Genomic DNA, 13,458 nt, shown 5'->3' with positions numbered 1-13,458 from the left:
GTTCAGCCTTGCGCTGCGACGCGCTCGGCTTTACTTTGTAACTTGTTCAACGCGCTGAGGTAGGCTTTGGCTGACGCCACCACGATATCGGGATCGGCGCCGACGCCGTTCACCACGCGTCCGCTGCTTTGCAGGCGCACCGTGACTTCCCCCTGGCTCTCCGTGGAGCCGCTGATGGCGTTGACCGAGTACAGCACCATTTCCGCCCCGCTCTGCACGTGGGTTTCGATGGCCTTGAGCGAGGCATCCACCGGCCCGTTGCCGTCCGACGTGCCGTGCACCTCGCGCCCCTCCACGGTGAAGACGATGCGGGCCTGAGGGCGCTCGCCGGTTTCACTGCTCTGCGAGAGCGACACGAAGCCGTAGGTTTCGCGCTCGGTCGTCACGCTTTCATCGCTGACCAGCGCCAGGATGTCCTCGTCGAAGATCTCGCTCTTGCGGTCGGCCAGCTCCTTGAACTTGGAGAACGCCGCGTTGATCTCGCCTTCGCTCTCCAGTTGCACGCCCAGCTCCTGCAGCCGCTGCTTGAAGGCGTTGCGGCCCGAGAGCTTGCCCAGCACGATCTTGTTGTTCGTCCAGCCCACGTCTTCGGCCCGCATGATTTCGTAGGTGTCGCGCGCCTTCAGCACCCCGTCCTGGTGGATGCCGGAAGCGTGTGCGAAGGCGTTGGCGCCCACCACCGCCTTGTTGGGCTGCACCACGAAGCCGGTGGTCTGGCTGACCATGCGGCTCGCGGCGAGGATGTGCTGGGCGTCGATGCCCAGTTCCAGACCGAAATAGTCGCGCCGCGTCTTCACGGCCATGACCACCTCCTCCAGCGAGCAGTTGCCTGCCCGCTCGCCGAGGCCGTTGATGGTGCATTCGACCTGCCGCGCGCCACCGATCTTCACGCCGGCCAGCGAATTGGCCACCGCCATGCCGAGGTCGTTGTGGCAGTGCACCGACCAGATGGCCTTGTCGCTGTTGGGGATGCGCTCGCGCAGCGTCTTGATGAACTGGCCGTACAGCTCCGGCACGGCGTAGCCCACGGTGTCGGGCACGTTGATGGTGGTGGCCCCCTCGGCGATGACCGCTTCCAGCACGCGGCAGAGGAAATCCATCTCGCTGCGGTAGCCGTCCTCCGGGCTGAACTCGATGTCGCCCACCAGGTTGCGGGCGAAGCGCACCGACTGCTTGGCCTGCTCCAGCACCTGCTCCGGCGTCATGCGCAGCTTCTTTTCCATGTGCAGCGGGCTGGTGGCGATGAAGGTATGGATGCGCCCGCTGTTGGCGCCCTTCAGGGCCTCGGCCGCGCGCGCGATGTCGCGGTCGTTGGCGCGCGAGAGCGAGCAGATGGTCGAATCCTTGATCGCCTGGGCGATGGTCTGTACCGCCTCGAAGTCACCGTTGGAGCTGGCTGCGAAGCCGGCTTCGATCACGTCCACCTTCAGGCGTTCGAGCTGACGCGCGATACGCAGTTTTTCGTCGCGGGTCATCGAAGCGCCGGGCGACTGTTCGCCGTCACGCAGGGTGGTGTCGAAAATGATCAGTTTGTCAGCCATCGTGGTCTCCTGCTTGCAATGGAAGGGTTCGTAGTCGAAAGGCGGGCGCGGAGCTCACTTGTGCAGGCCGCGCTCATCGGGCTCGTCGGTGGAGATGCTGATGACGCTGCTGTGCTGGCCCTTGGCCTTGCGCCATGCATACACCGCATATCCCGACAGGCCGTAGAGCACGAAGACGCTGAACAGCACGGTGGGCGGGTGGATGTTGACGATGGCGATCGCCAGCGCGATCAGCACGATCGCAGCGAACGGCACGCTCTTTTTCATCTGGATGTCCTTGAAGCTGTAGAACGGCACGTTGGTCACCATGGTCAGCCCGGCGTAGAGCGTGAACGCGAAGGTGATCCAGGTGACCTGATTCCAGCTGAGCCAGAGATCGTCGCCCGGCTTCACTCCCAGCTCGGTCATGAGCCAGATGTAGCCGGCCACCAGCGCCGCGGCAGCGGGCGATGGCAGCCCTTGGAAGTAGCGCTTGTCCACCACGCCGGTGTTGACGTTGAAGCGCGCCAGCCGGAGCGCCGCGCAGGCGCAATACACGAAGGCGGCGATCCAGCCCCAGCGGCCCAGGCCGCGCAGCGACCATTCGTAGGCGATCAGCGCCGGCGCCGCGCCGAAGGACACCATGTCGGAGAGGGAATCCATCTGCTCGCCGAAGGCGCTCTGCGTGTTGGTCATGCGCGCGACGCGGCCGTCCAGGCTGTCGAGCACCATGGCGCAGAACACGCCCACCGCCGCCATGTCGAAGCGGCCATCCATGGCCATCACCACCGCATAGAAGCCGCCGAACAACGCTGCAAGGGTGAACAGATTGGGCAGGATGTAGATGCCTTTGCGCCGCCGGCGGACCAGCACGTCGCCACTGCGGCTTCTGTCATCACTTTTTTGCATCGAAAATGGCCTCCAGCGCCCGTGCAGACTGCACAGGCTGCTATCAAAATCATATCAGAGAGGTGCGGGCAAGCGCGCGCGAACAGCGCAGTGTAGGCGGCTGCCTGCATCGCCCATGAAAAAAGGCCACCGAGGGTGGCCTTTTGCGAGGTGTGGGGCAGCGTCTGGCCCCAGCGGATGGGAGATCAGTTGCGGGTCTGGTCGACCAGCTTGTTCCTCGCGATCCAGGGCATCATGGCGCGCAGCTTGCCGCCCACCACTTCGATGCTGTGGTCGGCCGTGTTGCGGCGGCGGGCCGTCATCGACGGGTAGTTCAGGCGGCCTTCCTGGATGAACATCTTGGCGTATTCGCCGTTCTGGATGCGCTTCAGGGCGTTGCGCATGGCCTTGCGCGACTCTTCGTTGATGACCTCGGGGCCCGTCACGTACTCGCCGTATTCGGCGTTGTTCGAGATCGAGTAGTTCATGTTGGCGATGCCGCCTTCATAGATCAGGTCAACGATCAGCTTCAGTTCGTGCAGGCACTCGAAGTAGGCCATTTCAGGCGCGTAGCCGGCTTCGACCAGGGTTTCGTAGCCCATCTTGATCAGTTCGACCGCACCACCGCACAGCACGGCCTGCTCGCCGAACAGGTCGGTCTCGGTCTCTTCCTTGAAGTTGGTCTCGATGATGCCGGCCTTGCCGCCGCCGTTGGCTGCAGCGTAGGAGAGAGCCAGGTCACGGGCCTTGCCGGACTTGTCCTGGTGCACGGCGACCAGGTGGGGCACGCCGCCGCCCTGGGTGTAGGTGTTGCGCACCGTGTGGCCAGGGGCCTTGGGGGCGACCATCCACACGTCCAGATCGGAGCGGGGCACGACCTGGTTGTAGTGCACGTTGAAGCCGTGGGCGAAGGCGAGCGATGCGCCTTGCTTGATGTTGGGCTCGACGTTGTTCTTGTAGACGGCCGCGATGTCTTCATCGGGCAGCAGGATCATGACCACGTCGGCGGCCTTCACTGCGTCGTTTACTTCCATCACCGTCAGGCCGGCCTTGCCGACCTTGTCCCACGAGGCACCGCCCTTGCGCAGGCCGACCACCACCTTCACGCCGCTGTCGTTCAGGTTCTGTGCGTGGGCGTGGCCCTGCGAGCCGTAGCCGATGATGGCGACGGTCTTGCCCTTGATCAGGCTCAGGTCGGTGTCTTTGTCGTAGAAAACTTTCATGGGTGCTCCGGTTGAAATAGGTGGGTCGAAAATGGAAAACGGGGGAATTGTCTTACATCGGGTGGGCGAACGTCCGGGTAGCACGCCAGGCTTGGCCGGCGGGGCTCCGCCGGCCGCCACCGAGTTGGCGCGTGCAGGGAACGGGCGCCGGCGCGCTCAGACGCGCAGCACGCGTTCGCCCCGGCCGATGCCGCTGGCGCCCGTGCGCACGGTCTCCAGGATGGAACTGCGGTCGATGGCCTGGAGGAACGCGTCGTTCTTGGACTGGTCGCCCGTGAGTTCGACGGTGTAGCTCTTGTCGGTGACGTCGATGATGCGGCCACGGAAGATGTCGGCCATGCGTTTCATCTCCTCGCGCTCCTTGCCCACGGCGCGCACCTTCACCATCATCAGCTCGCGCTCGGTGTAGGCACCTTCGGTCAGGTCGACCACCTTCACGACTTCGATGAGCCGGTTCAGGTGCTTGGTGATCTGCTCGATCACGTCGTCCGATCCGTGGGTCTGGATGGTCATGCGCGACAGGGAGGCGTCCTCGGTGGGCGCAACGGTCAGCGACTCGATGTTGTAGCCCCGCGCGGAAAACAGGCCCACGACGCGCGAGAGCGCGCCCGGTTCGTTTTCCAGCAGGACGGCGATGATGTGTTTCATGGATGCGGATTCCTCTTCTTGCTGCCCTCCCCCGGCGCCGGTAAGCGGCGGGCTCGGCAGGCAATAGATTCGTCGATGGGATTGCTATCGGTTCGATAGCGACATGCGCAGGAGCACCGGGCGCTGCCGCCCGATCCCGCGTGAAATGGCTTCAGAGGTCTTCCGACCCGAGCAGCATCTCGGTGATGCCCTTGCCCGCCTGCACCATAGGGAACACGTTCTCGGTGGGGTCGGTGCGGAAGTCCAGGAACACGGTCCGGTCCTTCAGCCGCCGGGCCTCGCGCAGGGCGGGCTCGACGTCCTCGGGCCGCTCGATCAGCATGCCGACGTGGCCGTAGGCCTCGGCCAGCTTCACGAAGTCCGGCAGCGAATCCATGTAGCTGTGGCTGTAGCGACCGGAGTATTCGATCTCCTGCCACTGGCGCACCATGCCCAGGAAGCGGTTGTTGAGCGAGCAGATGATGATCGGCGTCTCGTACTGGCGGCAGGTGGCCAGTTCCTGGATGTTCATCTGCACCGAGCCTTCGCCGGTGATGCAGAACACCTCCGACTGCGGCTTGGCGAGCTTGATGCCCATGGCGTAGGGAATGCCCACGCCCATCGTTCCCAGCCCGCCGGAATTGATCCAGCGGCGCGGCTCTTCGAAGCGGTAGTACTGCGCGGCCCACATCTGGTGCTGGCCCACGTCGGACGTCACATAGGCGTCGGCGTCGCGCGTCATGTTCCAGAGCGTCTCCACCACGTATTGCGGCTTGATGACATCGCCGCTGCCCATGCTGTACTTCAGGCAGTCGCGCTTGCGCCAGCCTTCGATCGTGTCCCACCAGGTCGCCAGCGCACCGGCTTCGGGCCGCATGGGGGTCTCGCGGATCATCGCGATCAGCTCGGTCAGCACGTCCTTCACGTCACCGACGATCGGGATGTCGACCTTCACGCGCTTGGAGATGCTCGACGGGTCGATGTCGACGTGGATGATCTTGCGGTCGTTCTGCGCGAAGTGCTTGACGTTGCCGATCACGCGGTCGTCGAAGCGCGCACCCACGGCCAGCAGCACGTCGCAGTTCTGCATCGCGTTGTTGGCCTCGACCGTGCCGTGCATGCCCAGCATGCCGAGGAACTTGCGGTCGCTGGCGGGATAGGCGCCCAGGCCCATCAGCGTGTTGGTGACGGGGTAGCCCAGCATGTCCACCAGCGTGCGCAGCTCTTCGCAGGCGTTGCCCAGCAGCACGCCGCCACCGGTGTAGATGTAGGGGCGTTTGGCGGTCAGCAGCAGTTGCAGCGCCTTGCGGATCTGGCCACCATGGCCCTTGCGCACCGGGTTGTACGAGCGCATCTCCACCGTCTGCGGATGGCCGGTGTAGGGCACCTTCTTGAACGACACGTCCTTCGGAATGTCGACCACCACCGGGCCCGGGCGGCCGGTGCGCGCCACGTGGAACGCCTTCTTCAGCGTCATGGCCAGGTCGCGCGGATCCTTCACCAGGAAGTTGTGCTTGACGATGGGGCGCGTGATGCCCACGGTGTCGCATTCCTGGAAGGCATCCAGCCCGATGGCGGGCGTGGGCACCTGTCCGGAGATGATCACCATGGGGATCGAATCCATGTACGCGGTGGCGATGCCCGTCACCGCGTTGGTCAGGCCGGGGCCGGAGGTGACCAGTGCCACGCCGACTTCGCCGGTGGCGCGGGCGTAGCCGTCGGCGGCGTGGACGGCCGCCTGCTCGTGGCGCACCAGGACGTGATGGATGGTGTCTTGCTTGTAGAGCGCGTCGTAGATGTAGAGGACGGCGCCGCCGGGATAACCCCAGATGTACTGGACGTTTTCGGCTTGAAGCGATTTGACGAGGATTTCGGCGCCCATGAGGTCCTGGGGGCCGGCGGCGCCTTGAACGGCGGCCGCTGCCGATGCGATTTCGGCTTTGGAGATTTCCATGATCAACCTTTGCGAATTTCTCTGACGAAAAACCTTGGGTGCTCCTCGAACCAGCCCTTGTGGAGCCGCCTCGGAACTTGAGGCCTCGATCATGGGCGAGATGATTGCTACGCCGGACCGGGACCCGTTTGCCTTTTGACTTGCAAGGGGCATTATGTCATTTGCCGCACTGCAACAGTTCGCCTGTCGGAAAAATACACCACGGATGCCATAATCGCGCCCTTTGGCGCCGGGCCCGGATGGGTCGCTATTGCCCTTGCGGCGCCCCATTCCGCTGTTCGCCCGCCCGCGGGCCCTTGCACACTTGGCCACCGAACGAGAACTGTCCGATTTCCTCAAAAGCGTCGAAAAGCGTGCATTCAAGCGCTCGCTCTATCACGTACGCAATGAGGAATCCGCACTGGACATCGTTCAGGACAGCATGCTCAAGCTGGCGGAACACTACGGCGACAAACCGGCCAACGAGTTGCCGATGCTGTTCCAGCGCATCCTCTCGAACTGCACGCTCGACTGGTTCCGGCGGCAAAAAACGCGCAATGCCCTGTTTTCGAGCATGAGCGATTTCGAGGGGCCGGACGACGAGGGCGGAGACTTCGACCTGCTCGAAACCTACGCCGGCAACGAGATGGCCCACAGTGCCGAGGACCTCGCCCGCCGTGCCCAGGTGTTTCGCGACATCGAATCCGAGATACATGAACTGCCCCCTCGTCAACGAGAGGCATTCCTGATGCGTTACTGGGAGGAAATGGATGTTGCAGAAACCGCAGCGGCCATGGGTTGCTCGGAAGGCAGCGTGAAGACGCATTGCTTCCGAGCGGTCCAGACCCTGGGCAAGGCACTGAAGGCCAAAGGAATAGAACTATGAACCGCACCCCTTCCGCTTCCGCAGAGCTGGCCGCCGACCGTTTCGCGCGCCGTGTGACCGCGCGCCTCAATGAAGGCACCGACGGGTTGCCCTACGACATCACCGAGCGGCTGCGCGCCGCGCGCGTGCAGGCCCTGGACAAGCGCCGCAAGCCGGCAGTCGTACCGGTTCGCCAGACGGTTGCCGCACCTGTCATGGTGTCTTCCGGCGGCAGTGCTACCCTTGGCTGGGGCGGCGAAGGCGGCAACTGGTGGCGCGCGCTGATTTCTGCGGCGCCCCTCACGGCACTGGTGGTGGGCCTGGTGTTCATCAACATCGCGCAGGACGAGCACATCGCGCACGAGATCGCCGAGGTCGACACGGCCCTGCTGACCGACGACCTGCCTCCTTCCGCCTATACCGACCCTGGTTTCCTCCAATTCCTCAAGACGGCTGACAACAGCCGCTGATTCGATCTGCATGCCCCTCAGCCCGTCTGACGCTCCCCGCATCCTGCCAGCCGCCGTGCTGGCTTTTGCATTGCTGGGTGGCCTCGCCTACGGGGGCTGGCAGGTCATCGCGCAGGTGCGCACCGCGCCGGGCACGGCCGTGCCGGCGGAAGCGCTGGCATCGCAGCATGCCAAGGCGCGCAGCGCTTCGGCCGCCCCGCCCGCCGTTCGGCGCGTGAGCACCCCCGAACCCGCCGAGCCCGTGGGCCCCGGCTGGAACGAGCTCACCTCCGCCCAACGCCAGGCGCTGGCGCCGCTGGCCGAACGCTGGCCCGTGCTCAGCGAAGCGCAGAAGCGCCATTGGATCAACCTGGCCGGCAGCTTCCGCTCGCTCTCTGCCGAAGAGCAAGCCAAGATGGTCGAGCGCATGACCGTGTGGGCCAGCCTCAGCACCCAGCAGCGCAGCCAGGCGCGGTTCAATTACGCAGCCACGGCCAGGCTGGCGCCCGACAGCAAGCGGGCCCAATGGGAGGCCTACCAGGCGCTGAGCGCCGAAGAGAAGAACAGGCTCGCGGCAAGGGCCGCGCCCAAGGCGGACGGCGCGGCGCTGTCGCTGCACCCGGTGTCGCCGCGCAAGCTGGCCAAGGTGCCCGCTGCCGCGGCAGTGACCGCCGCCAGCCCGGCCAACCCGCCCAAGATTCCACCCGTGAGCGCCTTCCACTCGCCGCAGGCCCTGCCGGTGCTGGCACCCGCTTCCTCCTCCTCGTCGCCGCCCTTTTCCTCGCCCGGGCTGGTGGAGACGGCGCCGGTGAACGTGCCCTCGGCGGTGGCGCAGCCGCTGCCGCCAGCCGCCAGTGCCTCGGAGACTTCGGCGGCACCAGTGGACCGGGACTTCACGCCCATCCATCCACCGCAGTAAGCCGGCGCCCCCGCTCGCCTGCCCTGCCTCCCACTGCCGCATGCCCGTGCCTCTTCCTCCTGCATCCGAGGGCACAACGACGCAGCCTGCCGTCCCCTCGCCCGCCGAAGCCGCCCGGTCGGCCCTGCAGGGCACGACGCCTCCGCTCCTGCGCCGCATGGCCTGCTGGCTGTACGAAGGCATGCTGATGTTCGGCGTGGTGTTCATCGCCGGCTATCTGTTCGGAACCCTGAGCCAGACCCGCAACGCGCTCGACAACCGGCATGCACTGCAGGGCTTTCTGTTCATCGTGTTCGGCATCTACTTCACCTGGTTCTGGGCGCGCGGTCAGACCCTCGCCATGAAAACCTGGCACATCCGCATCGTGGGCCGGGACGGCCGGCCCATCAGCCAGCGCCGCGCGCTGCTGCGCTACGTTTTCAGCTGGCTCTGGTTTCTGCCTCCTCTGGCGGCCATGGCCCCGTTCCAGCTCTCGGGCGCCGAGTCCACGGTGATCTTGCTGGGCTGGGTGGCGGTCTGGGCTCTGCTCAGCCGCTTCCATCCGGAAGGCCAGTTCTGGCACGACGCCCTCGCCGGCACCCGGCTGGTGCACTTTCAACTGCCGCCCCGCAAGCGCTGAGGGGGCCCGCCCCGCCCCCCCCAGAGTGGCCTGGAGCCCGACGGGCAGGGACACCGGTCTTCGCCGGTCTTCACCGGTTCTCACCGGGCTTCCACTCCGGCGCCACCACTCTGCGCCAAAATAGCGCTCTTGCCGACCATGTCCACCCTTCCGCATCCACCGCATTCACCGCATCCGCACAAAGCCCGCACCGGCATCCGCCGCGTCTGGCACGCCACCGGCTATTCGCTGCAGGGCCTGCGCGCAGGGTGGAGCGAAAAGGCATTTCGCACCGAGAGCTGCATCGCCTTCGTGCTGCTGCCCGCCGCCTTCGTGGTGGGGCGCGGCTGGGTGGAGGTCGCCCTGCTGGCCGGCGTGGTGATGCTGGTGCTGATCACCGAACTGCTCAACTCCGGCATCGAGGCAGCCATCGACCGCGTCGGCCCTGAACTGCATGCGCTTTCCAAGCGTGCCAAGGACCTGGGCAGCGCAGCGGTGCTGTTGAGTCTGCTGATGTGCTCGGGCGTCTGGGCGGCAGCGCTCTACCAAAGGTTTTTCGTCCATGGCTGATCCCGCATTTTCCCTCTGCGTCTATCTCGGCTCCCGCGCCGGAGAGAACCCCCGCTTCGCCCACGCGGCCACCGATGTCGGCCGCTGGATCGGAGAGCATGGAGGGCAGCTGGTGTATGGCGGCGGCCGCAGCGGCCTGATGGGCACCGTGGCCGAGGCAACGCGCCTCGCGGGCGGGCGGGTGGTGGGCGTCATTCCACAGGCGCTGGTGGACAAGGAACTGGCCAACCAGCAGTGCGACGAGCTGCACGTCGTCACCAGCATGCACGAACGCAAGGCCATGATGGCCGAGCGCTGCGATGCCTTCGTCGCCCTGCCCGGCGGGATCGGCACCTTCGAGGAACTGTTCGAGGTCTGGACCTGGCGGCAGCTGGGCTACCACGACAAGCCGCTGGGCCTGCTCAACGTCGATGGTTACTACGACGGGCTGCTGAGCTTCCTGCAGACCAGCGTGAAGAACGGGTTGATGAGCGACTGGCAGATGGGCCTGCTCGCCACGCAGACCGAGGTCGAGCCGCTTCTGGCCCGGCTCATCCAGGAGGCGGGCTACCCGCAAGACTCCGGCAACCTGCGCGAAGTCATCTGAGCCGGGCGGCCGGCAGGGCACACGGTCCCCAGCGCCACCATTGACGAACAGCCGCGGGGGCCGCGCCGCCCGAGGGAGCGACGGCCCGCGACAGGATCACACCGCCGCTTCGTCCAGGTCGCCCGTGCGGATGCGCACCACCCGCTCCACCGCCGTCACGAAGATCTTGCCGTCGCCGATCTTGCCGGTGCGGGCGGCGTTGACGATGGCATCCACGCAGCGGTCCACGTCGTCCGACTTGACGACGACCTCGACCTTCACCTTGGGCAGGAAGTCCACCACGTACTCGGCACCGCGATAGAGCTCGGTGTGGCCCTTCTGGCGGCCGAAACCTTTGACCTCGGTCACCGTGAGGCCGGTAACGCCGCACTCGGCAAGCGCTTCGCGGACTTCCTCCAGCTTGAAGGGCTTGATGACGGCGGTGATCATTTGCATGGGGGGTGTCTCCTGGGATGGTGTGCGGGGCGAATGCAGGGGCTAGTGCGGGTGCGGGTGCGGGTGCGGGTGCAAGGATGGCCTGCGGGTGTCAGGCGCGAAAGCGGCTGGTGATGGGATAGCGCCAGTCCTTGCCGAAGCTGCGGCGCGTGACCCGGATGCCCACCGGCGCCTGGCGGCGCTTGTATTCGTTGAGCTTGATGAGCCGGGTGACGCGTTCGACATCGGCCCGGTCGTAGCCGTCTTCGATGATGGACTCGATGGGCTCGTCGCCCTCCATGTACCGCGCCACGATGGCATCGAGCACCTCGTAGGGCGGCAGGCTGTCCTGGTCGGTCTGGTCGGGCCGCAGTTCGGCGCTGGGCGGCCGCGTGATGATGCGCTCGGGAATGGGGCTTGCGCCCGTGCCGAAGGGGTCGTTGGCGTTGCGCCAGCGCGCCAGGGCGAACACCTGGGTCTTGGGCACATCCTTGATGACGGCAAAGCCACCCGCCATGTCGCCATACAGCGTGCAGTAGCCCGTCGCCATCTCGCTCTTGTTGCCGGTGGTGAGCACGATGGCGCCAAACTTGTTGGAAAGCGCCATCAGCAGCGTGCCGCGAATGCGCGCCTGCAGGTTCTCTTCCGTGGCGTCTTCGGGCAAGCCGGCGAATTCGCCCGCGAGCGCCGCCTGGAAGGCCTCGAACTGCGGCGCGATGGAGATCTCGTCGTAGCGCACGTGCAGGCGCTCGGCCATGTCGCGGGCATCGATCCAGCTGATGTCCGCCGTGTAGGGCGACGGCATCATCACCGCGCGCACCTTGTCGGCGCCCAGCGCGTCGACGGCGACCGCCAGCACCAGCGCGGAATCGATGCCGCCCGACAGGCCCAGCAGTGCGCCTGGAAAGCCGTTCTTGCCCACGTAGTCGCGCACGCCCAGCACCAGGGCCGACCAGAGATCGGCCTCCAGCGGAGGCACCGGCGCCACGTCGGCTATTATTTTTATAGCGCCCTGCGTAGATTCCACCTGCGCCAGCACCAGTTTTTCCTCGAAACCGGGCGCTCGCAAGGCGATGAATCCGTCGGCGTTCAGCGCGAACGATCGGCCCTCGAACACCACCTCGTCCTGGCCGCCGACCAGGTGGGCGTAGAGCAGTGGCAGACCCGTTTCCGTGACGCGGTCGCGCATGATCTGCTCGCGCTCGGAGCTTTTGCCGGCGTGGAACGGCGACGCATTGATGCTCACGAGCAGCTGCGCCCCGGCCTCGGCGGCACGCCGCGCCGGGCCCGGAAACCAGGCGTCCTCGCAGATCAGCAGTCCGATGCGCAAGCCTTCGACCTCGAACACGCAGGTGCCGGAGCCGGGCGTGAAATAGCGGCGTTCATCGAACACCTGGTAGTTGGGCAGTTCCTGCTTGGCGTAGGTCTGCTCGATGCGGCCCGCGCGCACCACGCTGGCGGCGTTGGCGCAGCGGCCGGCGGGGTCGTCAGGCAGGCGTTGCGGATGGCCGACCACGATGGCGAGCCCCTCCAGATCGGCCGTGCCGCGCGCCACTTCGCCCAGCGCCGCATCGCTGGCCGCCAGGAACGCGGGACGCAGGAACAGGTCTTCCGCCGCGTAGCCGCACAGGGCCAGCTCGGGCGTCAGCAGCAGGCGGGCGCCGGCAGCATGCGCGTCGCGGGCGGCCTGGATGATCTTCTGGGCGTTGCCCTGCAAATCGCCCACGATGAAGTTGAACTGGGCGATGCTGATGACGAGTGACATACGGAGGGGAGAAAAAGACTGAAACGATTATGTCATCCGCATCGCGGCCCGCCGGTGCCGGCGCCCCGGCCCGGGCAGGTCATCCCTGCGGCGTTGCCGCATCGGGGCCTGCGCGCAAGGGGCCGGCAGCGCTGGCCGGCGCGGCAGGCTCGCCGGAATGGCGGCCCACGAAGTCGATCATGCGCTCGATGCAGGCCGCCACGGGGCCTGACAGGGTGCGGCCTTCCAGCGCCAGCACCAGCAGGCGGCGCTGCGTCAGCACCGGCTCGTCGAACGGCCGCACCACCGCCTGGCCCGCCGACAGCAGGTGGTGCACCGTGAGCAGGCCGGACAGCAGCACCTGAGGCGAACGCAGCAGGGGCAGCATGACCGACGAGAAATTGCTGACGAACACGGGCGTGTAGCGCAAGCCCCGCGCGCTGCAGGCCAGGTCGAACAGCTGCCTGGCCGTCATGCCCTGGCTGCCGACCAGCAGCGGATAGCCCACCACCTCCGGCAACGTGACCACCGAGCGCCCGGCCAGGGGATGGTCGGGCGCCATGACGGCCATCACCGGGGCCTGGGCGGCGTGGGCCACGCGCAGCCCCGGCTCGGGCGCCACCGCGTACTTGAGGCCGATGTCCGCGTCGCCCCGCAGGACCCACCCGGCCACCTCGTCCGGAGAGCCGACCAGCAGCTCGATCTGGCTGCCGGGGGTGTCGGCCATGAACGCCTGCATGAACGCGGGCATGAAGCCGGACGCGAAGCCCTCGGTGCAGCACACCCGCACCCGGGCCGCGGACTGCCGCCCCAGGTGGCGCACCTGGTCGAGCACCTGTTCGGCGTCCAGAACCACATGCCGCAGATGCCCGGCCAGCCGCTGGCCCGCGGCGGTGAGCACCATGCCGCGCGACTGCCGCTCGAAGAGGGGCGTGCCCAGCCCGTCTTCCAGCTTGGCGATCTGCCGGCTCACCGCCGACGGCGCCACGAACAGCCGGGTGGCGGCGCGATGGACCGAGCCGGCCTGGGCCACTTCCAGGAAGTGGCGCATGGGTGTGCTGAGCAGGGGCGGGCAAGCCATGGGAGCGTGGGCAGCAAGGCAGTCAAGCGATGGCCCGATTG

14 protein-coding genes are annotated in these 13,458 nt (G+C 66.5%); 6 read left to right on the top strand and 8 right to left on the bottom strand.

Annotation, left to right across the window (positions count from 1 at the left end):
• Window positions 1–2: 2 nt before the first annotated feature.
• From ASF94_RS06895 to ASF94_RS06875, 5 genes are all read right to left on the bottom strand, one after another.
• Window positions 3–1,541 carry a 2-isopropylmalate synthase gene (locus ASF94_RS06895; protein ID WP_056663553.1) on the bottom strand — a complete coding sequence of 513 codons (1,539 nt, stop codon included), beginning with the start codon at window positions 1,539–1,541 and terminating at the stop codon, window positions 3–5.
• A 54-nt stretch (window positions 1,542–1,595) separates the two neighbouring features.
• Complete coding sequence (pssA, locus tag ASF94_RS06890) at window positions 1,596–2,429, bottom strand: CDP-diacylglycerol--serine O-phosphatidyltransferase (protein WP_056663550.1); 834 nt, start codon at window positions 2,427–2,429, stop codon at window positions 1,596–1,598.
• A gap of 185 nt (window positions 2,430–2,614) precedes the next feature.
• Window positions 2,615–3,631 carry a ketol-acid reductoisomerase gene (gene ilvC / locus ASF94_RS06885; protein WP_056663548.1) on the bottom strand — a complete coding sequence of 339 codons (1,017 nt, stop codon included), beginning with the start codon at window positions 3,629–3,631 and terminating at the stop codon, window positions 2,615–2,617.
• A 156-nt stretch (window positions 3,632–3,787) separates the two neighbouring features.
• Window positions 3,788–4,279, bottom strand: a complete 492-nt coding sequence (ilvN, locus tag ASF94_RS06880; RefSeq protein ID WP_056663545.1) for an acetolactate synthase small subunit — start codon at window positions 4,277–4,279, stop codon at window positions 3,788–3,790.
• Window positions 4,280–4,430: 151 nt separating this feature from the next.
• The gene (locus ASF94_RS06875) at window positions 4,431–6,212 is read right to left on the bottom strand and encodes an acetolactate synthase 3 catalytic subunit (protein WP_056663542.1); all 1,782 of its coding nucleotides are present in this window, start codon (window positions 6,210–6,212) and stop codon (window positions 4,431–4,433) included.
• Window positions 6,213–6,516: 304 nt separating this feature from the next.
• Between ASF94_RS06875 and ASF94_RS06870 the strand changes: the two genes are divergently transcribed.
• From ASF94_RS06870 to ASF94_RS06845, 6 genes are all read left to right on the top strand, one after another.
• A complete protein-coding gene (locus ASF94_RS06870; protein ID WP_056663536.1) occupies window positions 6,517–7,077 on the top strand; it encodes an RNA polymerase sigma factor in 561 nt (186 codons plus the stop codon).
• Window positions 7,074–7,526, top strand: a complete 453-nt coding sequence (locus ASF94_RS06865; protein WP_056663533.1) for a DUF3619 family protein — start codon at window positions 7,074–7,076, stop codon at window positions 7,524–7,526. The genes ASF94_RS06870 and ASF94_RS06865 overlap by 4 nt, the downstream gene beginning before the upstream one ends.
• A gap of 10 nt (window positions 7,527–7,536) precedes the next feature.
• Window positions 7,537–8,424 (top strand): DUF3106 domain-containing protein, encoded by an 888-nt coding sequence (locus ASF94_RS06860; protein ID WP_056663531.1) that lies wholly within the window; start codon window positions 7,537–7,539, stop codon window positions 8,422–8,424.
• 40 nt (window positions 8,425–8,464) lie between these two features.
• Window positions 8,465–9,043, top strand: a complete 579-nt coding sequence (locus ASF94_RS06855) for an RDD family protein (protein WP_082493035.1) — start codon at window positions 8,465–8,467, stop codon at window positions 9,041–9,043.
• A 138-nt stretch (window positions 9,044–9,181) separates the two neighbouring features.
• The gene (locus ASF94_RS06850; RefSeq protein ID WP_056663524.1) at window positions 9,182–9,592 is read left to right on the top strand and encodes a diacylglycerol kinase; all 411 of its coding nucleotides are present in this window, start codon (window positions 9,182–9,184) and stop codon (window positions 9,590–9,592) included.
• The gene (locus ASF94_RS06845) at window positions 9,585–10,178 is read left to right on the top strand and encodes a TIGR00730 family Rossman fold protein (RefSeq protein ID WP_056663522.1); all 594 of its coding nucleotides are present in this window, start codon (window positions 9,585–9,587) and stop codon (window positions 10,176–10,178) included. Before ASF94_RS06850 ends, ASF94_RS06845 begins: the two co-directional genes overlap by 8 nt.
• A 96-nt stretch (window positions 10,179–10,274) precedes the next feature.
• On the opposite strand, the gene ASF94_RS06840 is transcribed toward ASF94_RS06845, so the two are convergent.
• From ASF94_RS06840 to ASF94_RS06830, 3 genes are all read right to left on the bottom strand, one after another.
• Entirely contained in the window at window positions 10,275–10,613 is a 339-nt protein-coding gene (locus ASF94_RS06840; RefSeq protein WP_056663519.1) for a P-II family nitrogen regulator, read from the bottom strand.
• Window positions 10,614–10,704: 91 nt separating this feature from the next.
• Window positions 10,705–12,357, bottom strand: a complete 1,653-nt coding sequence (locus ASF94_RS06835) for an NAD+ synthase (RefSeq protein WP_056663516.1) — start codon at window positions 12,355–12,357, stop codon at window positions 10,705–10,707.
• A 79-nt stretch (window positions 12,358–12,436) separates the two neighbouring features.
• Entirely contained in the window at window positions 12,437–13,387 is a 951-nt protein-coding gene (locus ASF94_RS06830) for a LysR family transcriptional regulator (protein ID WP_235505291.1), read from the bottom strand.
• Window positions 13,388–13,458: the final 71 nt, after the last annotated feature.

The sequence above is a fragment of the Acidovorax sp. Leaf160 genome, assembly GCF_001424265.1.
Taxonomy (GTDB): domain Bacteria; phylum Pseudomonadota; class Gammaproteobacteria; order Burkholderiales; family Burkholderiaceae_C; genus Paracidovorax.
Note: the sequence above shows the minus strand (reverse complement) of the source record. Positions and strands in the feature narration are given on the sequence as shown.

What these genes read in the sequence shown, in the direction of transcription:
- ASF94_RS06895 (WP_056663553.1), bottom strand. Translation starts at nt 1,541, where the DNA reads ATGGCTGACAAACTGATCATTTTCGACACCACCCTGCGTGACGGCGAA.
- pssA (WP_056663550.1), bottom strand. Translation starts at nt 2,429, where the DNA reads ATGCAAAAAAGTGATGACAGAAGCCGCAGTGGCGACGTGCTGGTCCGC.
- ilvC (WP_056663548.1), bottom strand. Translation starts at nt 3,631, where the DNA reads ATGAAAGTTTTCTACGACAAAGACACCGACCTGAGCCTGATCAAGGGC.
- ilvN (WP_056663545.1), bottom strand. Translation starts at nt 4,279, where the DNA reads ATGAAACACATCATCGCCGTCCTGCTGGAAAACGAACCGGGCGCGCTC.
- ASF94_RS06875 (WP_056663542.1), bottom strand. Translation starts at nt 6,212, where the DNA reads ATGGAAATCTCCAAAGCCGAAATCGCATCGGCAGCGGCCGCCGTTCAA.
- ASF94_RS06865 (WP_056663533.1), top strand. Translation starts at nt 7,074, where the DNA reads ATGAACCGCACCCCTTCCGCTTCCGCAGAGCTGGCCGCCGACCGTTTC.
- ASF94_RS06860 (WP_056663531.1), top strand. Translation starts at nt 7,537, where the DNA reads ATGCCCCTCAGCCCGTCTGACGCTCCCCGCATCCTGCCAGCCGCCGTG.
- ASF94_RS06855 (WP_082493035.1), top strand. Translation starts at nt 8,465, where the DNA reads ATGCCCGTGCCTCTTCCTCCTGCATCCGAGGGCACAACGACGCAGCCT.
- ASF94_RS06850 (WP_056663524.1), top strand. Translation starts at nt 9,182, where the DNA reads ATGTCCACCCTTCCGCATCCACCGCATTCACCGCATCCGCACAAAGCC.
- ASF94_RS06845 (WP_056663522.1), top strand. Translation starts at nt 9,585, where the DNA reads ATGGCTGATCCCGCATTTTCCCTCTGCGTCTATCTCGGCTCCCGCGCC.
- ASF94_RS06840 (WP_056663519.1), bottom strand. Translation starts at nt 10,613, where the DNA reads ATGCAAATGATCACCGCCGTCATCAAGCCCTTCAAGCTGGAGGAAGTC.
- ASF94_RS06835 (WP_056663516.1), bottom strand. Translation starts at nt 12,357, where the DNA reads ATGTCACTCGTCATCAGCATCGCCCAGTTCAACTTCATCGTGGGCGAT.
- ASF94_RS06830 (WP_235505291.1), bottom strand. Translation starts at nt 13,387, where the DNA reads ATGCGCCACTTCCTGGAAGTGGCCCAGGCCGGCTCGGTCCATCGCGCC.